General features: G+C 57.5%; 8 protein-coding genes. 2 read left to right on the forward strand and 6 right to left on the reverse strand.

Going from position 1 to position 9,014, the window contains the following annotated elements; translation table 11 throughout:
• The coding region (locus tag ABYV26_RS14690; protein WP_372682105.1) for a hypothetical protein at positions 1–352 on the reverse strand (352 nt) is incomplete at its 3' end.
• 214 nt (positions 353–566) lie between these two features.
• Here ABYV26_RS14690 and ABYV26_RS14695 point away from each other — a divergent pair.
• Positions 567–1,577 (forward strand): integron integrase, encoded by a 1,011-nt coding sequence (locus ABYV26_RS14695; protein ID WP_372682106.1) that lies wholly within the window; start codon positions 567–569, stop codon positions 1,575–1,577.
• A 252-nt stretch (positions 1,578–1,829) separates the two neighbouring features.
• Here ABYV26_RS14695 and nadB read toward each other — a convergent pair whose 3' ends face one another.
• Both nadB and ABYV26_RS14705 read right to left on the reverse strand, forming a co-directional pair.
• Entirely contained in the window at positions 1,830–3,470 is a 1,641-nt protein-coding gene (gene nadB, locus ABYV26_RS14700; RefSeq protein ID WP_372682107.1) for an L-aspartate oxidase, read from the reverse strand.
• Positions 3,470–4,135, reverse strand: a complete 666-nt coding sequence (locus ABYV26_RS14705; protein ID WP_372682108.1) for a TIGR04211 family SH3 domain-containing protein — start codon at positions 4,133–4,135, stop codon at positions 3,470–3,472. The genes nadB and ABYV26_RS14705 overlap by 1 nt, the downstream gene beginning before the upstream one ends.
• A 158-nt stretch (positions 4,136–4,293) precedes the next feature.
• On the opposite strand from ABYV26_RS14705, the gene ABYV26_RS14710 reads away from it, so the two are divergent.
• A complete protein-coding gene (locus tag ABYV26_RS14710) occupies positions 4,294–4,722 on the forward strand; it encodes a DUF1178 family protein (protein ID WP_372682109.1) in 429 nt (142 codons plus the stop codon).
• Between the two features lie 372 nt (positions 4,723–5,094).
• Here ABYV26_RS14710 and ABYV26_RS14715 read toward each other — a convergent pair whose 3' ends face one another.
• From ABYV26_RS14715 to ABYV26_RS14725, 3 genes are all read right to left on the reverse strand, one after another.
• Positions 5,095–7,344: an ATP-dependent RecD-like DNA helicase gene (locus tag ABYV26_RS14715; protein WP_372682110.1), complete on the reverse strand. Its 2,250-nt coding sequence runs from the start codon at positions 7,342–7,344 to the stop codon at positions 5,095–5,097.
• On the reverse strand, positions 7,311–7,880 hold the full coding sequence (gene gmhB / locus ABYV26_RS14720; RefSeq protein WP_372682111.1) for a D-glycero-beta-D-manno-heptose 1,7-bisphosphate 7-phosphatase: 570 nt from the start codon (positions 7,878–7,880) through the stop codon (positions 7,311–7,313). Before gmhB ends, ABYV26_RS14715 begins: the two co-directional genes overlap by 34 nt.
• A 330-nt stretch (positions 7,881–8,210) precedes the next feature.
• Positions 8,211–8,924, reverse strand: a complete 714-nt coding sequence (locus tag ABYV26_RS14725; RefSeq protein WP_372682112.1) for a septal ring lytic transglycosylase RlpA family protein — start codon at positions 8,922–8,924, stop codon at positions 8,211–8,213.
• Positions 8,925–9,014 lie beyond the last annotated feature (90 nt).

Below are 9,014 nucleotides of genomic sequence, written 5' to 3' on the forward strand. Positions count from 1 at the left end.
CGCCGCGAAGCTCCTTGTCGACGGCTATCGCTTGGAGGTAGAAATCGTCATCAGCGATGGTATCGATAATTTGCAAAAGTGGTGCGAATAGGATTGATACGACCATCATCCGCAGATTAAACCTGCCTGCAGCCCCCTTCAGGGGCCGGTCCGAGGAACAGCGATGCTGATCGGCGGTGTAGCCCGATACCATTCCAACAATGACCTTGTTCCGTTCGGCAAAGGTTACGTTTTGGTAAGATAGGTCATGGTCGGACTGAGTGAAAGCCTTTGCAAGGATGTCCACGGAGCGTCGACCGAGCATAAAACGAAAGAAGCCCTCGGCTGCTTGGTCGAGGTAGCGGGCGAACACCCGGCCCTCCCCGAGTGTTGGTTTGGCGGCTCGTAGCATTGTCGAGTGTGGATGCATGATAGCTGTCTATGGCCGAACAGTGGTGATACATGGAAAAAATTCCGCGTATCACGGTTATAGAATGGAAAATTTTCCACGTATTGGCATATTACGTGCGAAAAGTGGAAAATATACCCAAATATTTTCCACTTTTTGATTTTAGGATATGCCCATAATGGAAACCAAACCGAAATTCACCCCAAATCCTGACCTTAAATTAATGGATCAGGTCCGTCAGGTCCTGCGCTATCATCATTATGCGTTTAACACGGAAAAGACCTATTGTAAATGGATTCTTAGGTATATCAGATACTTCGGCATTCAGCGCCATCCCCGGACAAGGGGTGCTAAGGAGGTCGAGACCTTCCTCAGTCACTTGGCAACATCGCAGAAGGTATCGGCGGCGACCCAGCGACAGGCCCTAAATGCCGTTATCTTTTTGTATAAACAGGTTCTTCATATTGATATAAATGACAAGATCGCCCCGATAAGGGCCAAACGTCGCCCAAGGCTGCCGGTGGTGATGTCAGTAGATGAGACCCGTACAGTGCTCAACCGGATGCAAGGGCCGCATCTATTGATGTCTGAGTTGCTGTATGGCGCCGGCCTCCGACTGATGGAGTGCGTCCGATTGCGGGTCAACAGCATCGACTTCGAGCGCGGCATGATTTACGTGAGGTTCGGGAAGGGCGGCAAGGACCGCGGGGTGCCCCTGCCGAAGTCGCTTGCTGAAAAACTGAACACCCAACTGGAGATGGTGCGGCGCATTCACACTGCGGACCTTGCCGAAGGATTCGGCGAGGCCTGGCTGCCGGAAGGGTTTGCCAGAAAGATGGGTCCTGGTGCCTGCGATCTGGGTTGGCAGTACCTTTTTCCGGCCAAGAAGCGAAGCGTCGATCCGCGCAGTGGCCTTGAGCGCCGCCACCATGTCCTCGCCTCCGGGTTGCAGAAAGCCGTTCGTGTGGCGGCACTCCGCACCGGGTTGACCAAACGGATTACCAGTCACACATTTCGTCACAGCTACGCCACCCACCTGCTCGACAATGGCGTCAATATCCGGATCGTCCAGGAACTGATGGGCCATGCGGATGTTAAAACAACCGAGATCTACACCCATGTTATGCAGAAAAACCTGGCGGCGGTGGCAAGCCCCTTGGACACACTTCGTAACGACGACCCTACTTGAACCGCGATAGTGAGTGCTTTTCCCACGGCCTGTCGGGGCGAAGCAGAGATCCCGTTCATCGTGGCCGCAGGGAAGGTTCAATGCAGACATGCCCGTTGCAGCCATAGAGGCAATCGTTGGGCTCCGACCGGTCGATGCGCTATTGACGAAGCCTCATCAAATGGGCGCACAAGGTCAAAGCGTTTGGGTGATGACGAGCGGTTGTGGAACGGTTCACCGTATACCCGCTTGATGTCGCTCTGTGTCTCAGACCTATCCCACGATCTGCCTGCGGATCACCGTGTCTTTCTTCCAGCGATGGTCGTCTCTTTCGGGATAGGCGATGTTGTAGTGCAGGCCGCGGCTCTCCTTGCGGTGGGCGGCGCACTTGATGATCAGCTCGGCCACGGTGGCGATGTTGCGAAGCTCGATGAGGTCAGGTGAGACCTTGAAATTCCAGTAGTACTCGCTGATTTCGTTCTGGATGGTGTCGATGCGGCGTTGGGCCCTGGCCAGGCGCTTGTCCGAGCGCACGATGCCCACATAGTTCCACATGAGGCGGCGGATCTCGTCCCAGTTGTGGGCAACCATGATCTGTTCGTCGCTGTCGGTGGTGCCCACGTCGTCCCAGTCCGGGATGTCCGGGAGGGCTCCCTTGTCGTTTTCGCCATGTTCGATGACCGCCTGGCGGGCGGCGGCATCGGCGTAGATCAGGGCCTCCAGCAGGGAGTTGCTGGCCAGCCGGTTGGCACCGTGAAGACCGGTGCAGGCGGTTTCGCCAACGGCATAGAGGCGGTTGATGTCCGTGCGGCCGAACATGTCGGTGACCACACCACCGCACATGTAGTGGGCGGCAGGAACGACGGGGATCGGCGATTTGGTCATGTCGATGCCGAATGCCATGCATTTTTCAGCCAGGTTGGGAAAGCGGCCTGTGACGAAAGCCGCCGGTTGGTGGGAGATATCCAGAAAAACGCTGTCATTACCGGTGCGTTTGAGCTCCGTGTCGATGGCCCGGGCCACCACGTCGCGGCAGGCCAGATCTTTTTTGGGGTCATAGCGTTCCATGAACGAATTCCCGGCGGCATCCATGAGGCGCCCCCCTTCGCCGCGCACCGCTTCGGAGATGAGAAAATTCTTTGCGGCCGGATGATACAGGCAGGTGGGATGGAATTGGACGAACTCAAGGTTGGCCACGGTGGCTCCCGCCCGGTATCCCATGGCAATGCCGTCGCCGGTAGCGATGTCCGGGTTGCTGGTGTACAGATACACTTTGCCGGCACCGCCGGTGGCCAGCAGGGTGATACCGGCGCCGACGGTCAGGACTTGGTTCGATTGGCGGTCCAGCACATAGGCGCCACAGCAGTAATCCTCGTGGGTGGTGGTAACCAGGCCGCGTTTGATGCGGGTGGAGAAGGTGATCAGGTCGATGGCCATGTGGTTTTCGTAAAAGCGGATATTGCGGTGTTGGCGGGCCCGCTCTAAAAGCACCTGCTCCACTTCACGGCCGGTCATATCCTGGGCGTGGACGATGCGGTTGCGCGAATGCCCGCCCTCCCGGCCCAGATCGAAGGGCGAACCGCCATTTTCCCCCGGACCGCCGTCTTCCGTGGTGAAGCCGACGCCGATCTCCATCAATTCCCGGATGCGTTCAGGGCCGCCCACCACCACCTGGCGGACCACGTCCGGGTTGCACAGGCCGTCGCCGGCATCCAGGGTATCCTGGATGTGCAGGTCGAAGGAATCCTGCTGATCGAAGACGGAGGCGATACCCCCCTGGGCGAGGTTGGTGTTGCTGTCCACCGCCTGCTTTTTAGTGACGATGGCCACGGTTCCGCTATCGGCCACCTTGAGGGCAACCATCAACCCGGCGATGCCGCTGCCGATGATCAGAAAATCAGTTTGTATATCCATCAATACAGGGAAGAGCGGGACTTGCGCCGGCTCGAGCTGAACAGGCCGATGAAAAAACCCACCAGCATGATTCCGCCGCCGGTGAGCACCCATTGGATGATGCGGCTGCGCTTTAACTGCATGTTTTCTTCATCCAGTTTGGCCGACAGGGTTTTCTCCGCTTCGAGATCGGCGCTCACCTGCTTGTGGCGCTGCTTGAGCTGCAGGAAATCAGCGGCTTCTTTCTTCAGGGTCTCGTATGCGGTACTGAGTTCGTCGCGGTCCTTCTGGTTCTGGGAAAGATCGGCATCAGTGGCTTTTTTCTGCGCATTGAGTTGGTCGAAATTGTCCTTCAGGTCCTCGTACTTGGCGCTCAGCACGTCGAAGTCCTGCCGAACCCGGCCCAGCACCATGGCACAGGGTTGATTGGGGGTTATATAGCGGTTGAGCACCCAACCCTCCTTGCCGTTGGGGTCGCGCACCATGGACCACTCATTACCTTTCTCCAGGATCTCGAGCGCTTTGCCGCTCTGGACCAGTGAAATGATTTTGCGGTCTGAGCCGGGGCCGGTGCGCATGGTAATCTCGAAGTCTTCGGACACGTAAACGGTTTCCGCGACACTTGCGGCCGGCAGGATCAAAAGGCCAATTAGAACCATCAAGAACCCTACTTTCAGGCTTTTCATAACCAATTCACACTCCATTTTATTGGGGTTGTTTCAGACACTGGAAAAAACGGGCCTATTTTGAGTTGAAAAACAAGCATCTGTCAATAATTTCTTTTCAAACCGCAAGCCCTGTGCTAATCCAAAAAGTGCAACAGAAACAGGCAGGTGAAGACTCTATGATTGCGTACGACCTACAATGCAGCAACGGTCACCAGTTTGAAGGCTGGTTCGAAGACAGTCGATCCTTCGACCGGCAGAAGAAGCAGGGGATGATCGCCTGTCCGGTCTGCGAGGACACCGATGTATTCAAATTGCCCTCCATGTTTGCTATCAAGGGTTCATCGGGCTCGCTGCCCCTCGACCCTAGCCCAACTGCGGACGTGGCGGCCCTGGGTAAAAAAATCGTCGACTATGTGCAGAATAATTTCGACAACGTGGGTGCCGATTTTGCCGAAGAGGCACTGAAGATGCATTATGGTGTGACCGAACCCCGGAGCATCCGGGGTGTCAGCACGCCCAAAGAAGAAGAGACCCTCAAAGCCGAAGGCATCCGCTTTTTCAAGTTCCCCATCTCTTCGGAACCCCCGGACTCGGATGCATCCTGACCCAATTTCCCCCTCTCCCCAGCGGGGCGAGGGGGTTAAATAATAATCCCATGCCCTGGCAAGGGTAGATACCGCTCATCCTGAGCAACCAAATCGTAAACAACAAATTACCAATAACAAATCTCAAATAATTTCCAATTTCCAATATCTAAATTTCAAGAACTGCTAATACCAGCAATGGATTGTCATTCTGAGTTCTCCACGATTGATGCGAGGAATGTCCTTTCTTCAAGAATAGGGGCTTGGAATTTCGAATTTGATCATTTTGATTTATTTGAGATTTGTCATTTGCTTTTTTGTCTATTGTCCTTTTTTCGTTTGTCTTCCGACCTCCGTCGTCCGATTTCAGTCCTCGTCCTCAGCCATCTGGCCTTATCCTCTGTCTTCAGTCAACTCCGGGTTCAACCGCCGGGCCAGCATGGAGCGCCGCTGCTGGGGGCGATCGTTTTTCAATGCCACGTTCAGGGCTTTGGCGGTGCCTACTACGACCACTAGCTGTTTGCCGCGACTCAGCGCGGTGTAGAGCAGATTGCGCTGGAGCATGACGTAGTGCTGGGTCAGCAACGGGATCACCACCGCCGGGTATTCCGATCCCTGGGATTTGTGCACCGAGATCGCGTACGCCAGGCTCAGCTCGTCCAGTTCGACGAAGTCATAGGTTACCCGGCGGCCGTCGTAATCCACCTCGGCACGCTCGGCGTCTATATCGATGCTGTTCAGAATGCCGATGTCCCCGTTGAAGACCTCTTTGCGATAGTTGTTGCGCAGGTGCATCACCTTGTCACCTACCTTGAACCGGCGGCCCACCACTTCAACCTGCTCGCCGGCGGGATTGAGCGCTTCCTGGAGCACCCGGTTAAGGTTGAGTGTGCCCACCGGACCGCGATGCATGGGGGTGAGCACCTGAATGTCCCGAACGGGGTCCATCTTTACGTGACCATCCTTCCTGAAGTGGTGCGGAATCTCATGCCGGCAGAGCTTGACCACGGTGCCTACCACCCGCTCGGGATCGGCCTGTTCCATGAAATAGAACTCGGACAGCGCATCCGGGTCGTCGGGGGGGGTGATGATTGGCGGTTGGCCATGACGAACCCGGTGGGCGTTGACGACGATAGCGCTCTGCTCGTCTTGGCGGAATATTTCGGTCAGTTCGAAGGTGATGATTTTTTGGGAGCGGATCAAGTCGGAGAGCACGTTGCCCGGTCCCACAGACGGCAACTGGAATACATCCCCCACCAGAATGAGGGTGGCGGTTACCGGCACGGCCCGGAGCAGGTGGGCCATGAGCAGGGTGTCCACCATGGAGGTTTCGTCCACGACGACCACATCGGCTGCCAGGGGATCGTCTTCACTGCGTTCGAAACAGTCGTCGGCCTGGTTGTAACCCAAGGCCTTGTGCAAGGTGGACGCCGGCCGGCCGGTCACCTCGGAAAGGCGCCGTGCGGCCCGGCCCGTGGGCGCCGCCAGCATTACCCGGCGTCCCAGTCCCTCCATCACGGCGGTGATCGAGCGAAGCAACGTGGTTTTGCCGGTGCCCGGACCACCGGTGATTACCGACACCTTGTGGGAGAGCATTCGCGAGAGGATCTCCTCTTGCTGCACGGAAAGCGTGATGGACAGTTTCTTGAGTACTTCCTCGGTGATCGACCGGCTGTCCGGCGGGGTGTCGGCCAAGGGAATGGACTGCATGGCCGAGATGCGGCGGGCAATCACGGTTTCGGCCTGGTGGAGCAGTCTGGGAAAGACCAGGGGCGATTCTGCGTCATCCGCTTCATCCGTCACCACCAGCTCACCTGCCTGAACGAAGTGATCCAAGGCGGCTGCGCCGTTTTCCGGATCGACATCGAAGGTGTCCCGGCACTGGTCGAAAAGCCGGTCCTGGGCGATGTAGGCATGGCCCTGGTCCACGGCCTGTTCGAACAGGTGAAACATACAGGCCCTGGCCCGGTCCATTTCATCGACGGGGGTATCGGCGTGCCGGACGATGGCGTCGGCAATGCGAAACCCGATCCGGGGAATATCCTCGGCCACCCGGTAGGGGTCGTTGCACAGAATGTCGATGACGTCGCCGCCATACTCACGCAGCAGACGACCGGCATAGGCGGTATCCACGCCGGCTTCCTCCAGAAAGCGCATCAGTTGCCTGGCGGCGTGATGGGATTGCCAGGCCACCGCGATGCGCCCGGCCGTCTTCTTGCCGATGCCGGCCACTTCGGTGAGCCGATCAGGATCGGCTTCGATCACCGCCAGCGTGTCGGCCTTGAAATGGTCGATGATCCGTTCGATCAGCCGGGGCCCCACACCCTTGATGAAGCCCGATTCCAGGTAGCTGCGAATGCCGTCCACCGTGGCCGGCAGAAGCACCGTAAAAGTCGTGAAGGTGAGCTGTTGGCCATAGCGGGGATGGGTCTCCCAGCGTCCACGGACCGCTATCGATTCCCCGACACGGGGCTCGTGCAAGGTGCCCTTGATGGTGATAGTCCGGTTGTTTTCATCGGTGCGCAGCCGGGCGATGGTGAAGTGATTCTCGCGGTTGTGATAGGTGACCCGCTCGATATGGCCGGTAAGGGTGATTTCCGGGGGGGGGGTCATGGGCTTGCACTGGGCCGATCCAGGATCCATTGCACGGCCCGGTCCAAGTCGGCGGCCACGTGATCCGGACGCTGGCCGGTCTCTTCGAGGGTCTGGATGGCGGTCATTCCGTTGCCGGTCTGCACCAGGACGGTCCGGCCGCAGCCCGCGGCCTGACCCGCCAGGATATCCTTGGCGCTGTCGCCCACCATCACGGCGTGGGAGAGGTCGATGCCGTAGCGGTCCCGGGCGGCGAAGATCAACCCCGGTTTGGGTTTGCGGCAGCCGCAGCCTTCATTCGGCCGGTGGGGGCAATAGAAGATGTCCGTGATCCGGCCACCGCTGTCGGAGACGGCTCGGCCCAGCTTGCGGTGCATCTGTTTCAATTCATTCAAGGTAACCATTCGGCGGTTGATGGCCGACTGGTTGGTGATGATGATGATGCTGCAGCCGCTGCGGGTGAGGCGGGCGAGGGCATGCAGGCTGCCTGGAATGAAGTGAAACTCCGCCCAGTTCTTGATGTAGTCGGGGGAGTCTTCGTTGATGACACCGTCGCGGTCGAGGAAAATGGTTTTAACAGGATTCAAAATGAATACTTACCCTTTGGCGACAGCCAGAGATGAAAGGTGACATTAAAGAGGGTTCAAGGATTCGAGGGCTCAAGGGGTCAAGTGAATGTAAACTATCAATTTCTGTCAAAATGTTAAAACCATGGCTCCGGCCGTGCTAATGTCAGGCTCATTATTTTGAAGTAATATTAATTACTTACATTTATCTGCATTTTTTACAGGCGTTCAGACTTCCGACATCCACCATCTGTAGGCATTTTTTGTCATCTGCCGCGGTTTTCAGTCTTTGGTGGGCCTTTCCCTCGGACCCTCGGACCCTCGAATCCTCGACCCCTTGGACCCGGTTTTTCACTCGGCCACAATAAAGGCATCCGGATAGCCGCTGGCGGCCAGGTGCAGTTCATACTTTTCGGCGCTCTCGAGGTCGTTGCACCGGCCCACGCGAACCCGGTAAAAGACGGCGTCGCCGCGATCATAGCGCGTGATGTGGGCGTTGGTGAAGGCCAGGTCCAGCTTGGCCCGCAAACGCTCCGCATTGTCCCGGCTTGAAAAGGCCCCCACCTGGAAGGTGAATGAACCGTTGTAATAGTCCATGGGCACGAAGGCGTCGCCCGAGGCCGTCTGGCGCCGTTCGCCCAGCGCCACAATTTCCACCCGGGCTGTGCCGGGCCCCACCATGTCCATCTCCTTGGCTGCGGTATACGAGAGATCGATGATTCGACCGTGAACAAAGGGCCCGCGGTCATTCACCCGGACAACAATCTGTTTGCCGCTGTCCAGGCGTCTGACCCGGACCCAGGTGCCCAGCGGCAGGGTCTTGTGGGCGGCGGTCATGGCGTACATGTTGTAGACCTCACCGCTGGAGGTTTTGCGTCCGTGAAATTTCTGGCCATACCAGGATGCGATGCCCTGCTGGGAGAAGTCCCGGGCATGGGGCAGGGGTTTATACCAGGTGCCGTACACCCGGTAGGGCTTGGGGTGGCCCTTGGGTGTAGGTGGCGCCGGCGGGGGGGCTGTGGTGCAGGCCTGCAACAGAAGCAAAATCCCGACTAAGAGGGGCATCAGCAATCGTCGTGCGTCTTTGCTTTTCCTCCTGCGGTCTTGCCGACATATCCTTTTTCCACTCAATGGATGGGTTCCTTATCCCGTACC

Source organism: Desulfosarcina sp. (genome assembly GCF_041551955.1).
Classification (GTDB): Bacteria; Desulfobacterota; Desulfobacteria; order Desulfobacterales; family Desulfosarcinaceae; genus Desulfosarcina.

Coding starts and splice junctions, on each gene's coding strand:
- ABYV26_RS14695 (WP_372682106.1), top strand. CDS start 567: ATGGAAACCAAACCGAAATTCACCCCAAATCCTGACCTTAAATTAATG.
- nadB (WP_372682107.1), bottom strand. CDS start 3,470: ATGGATATACAAACTGATTTTCTGATCATCGGCAGCGGCATCGCCGGG.
- ABYV26_RS14705 (WP_372682108.1), bottom strand. CDS start 4,135: ATGAAAAGCCTGAAAGTAGGGTTCTTGATGGTTCTAATTGGCCTTTTG.
- ABYV26_RS14710 (WP_372682109.1), top strand. CDS start 4,294: ATGATTGCGTACGACCTACAATGCAGCAACGGTCACCAGTTTGAAGGC.
- ABYV26_RS14715 (WP_372682110.1), bottom strand. CDS start 7,344: ATGGATCCTGGATCGGCCCAGTGCAAGCCCATGACCCCCCCCCCGGAA.
- ABYV26_RS14725 (WP_372682112.1), bottom strand. CDS start 8,924: ATGCCCCTCTTAGTCGGGATTTTGCTTCTGTTGCAGGCCTGCACCACA.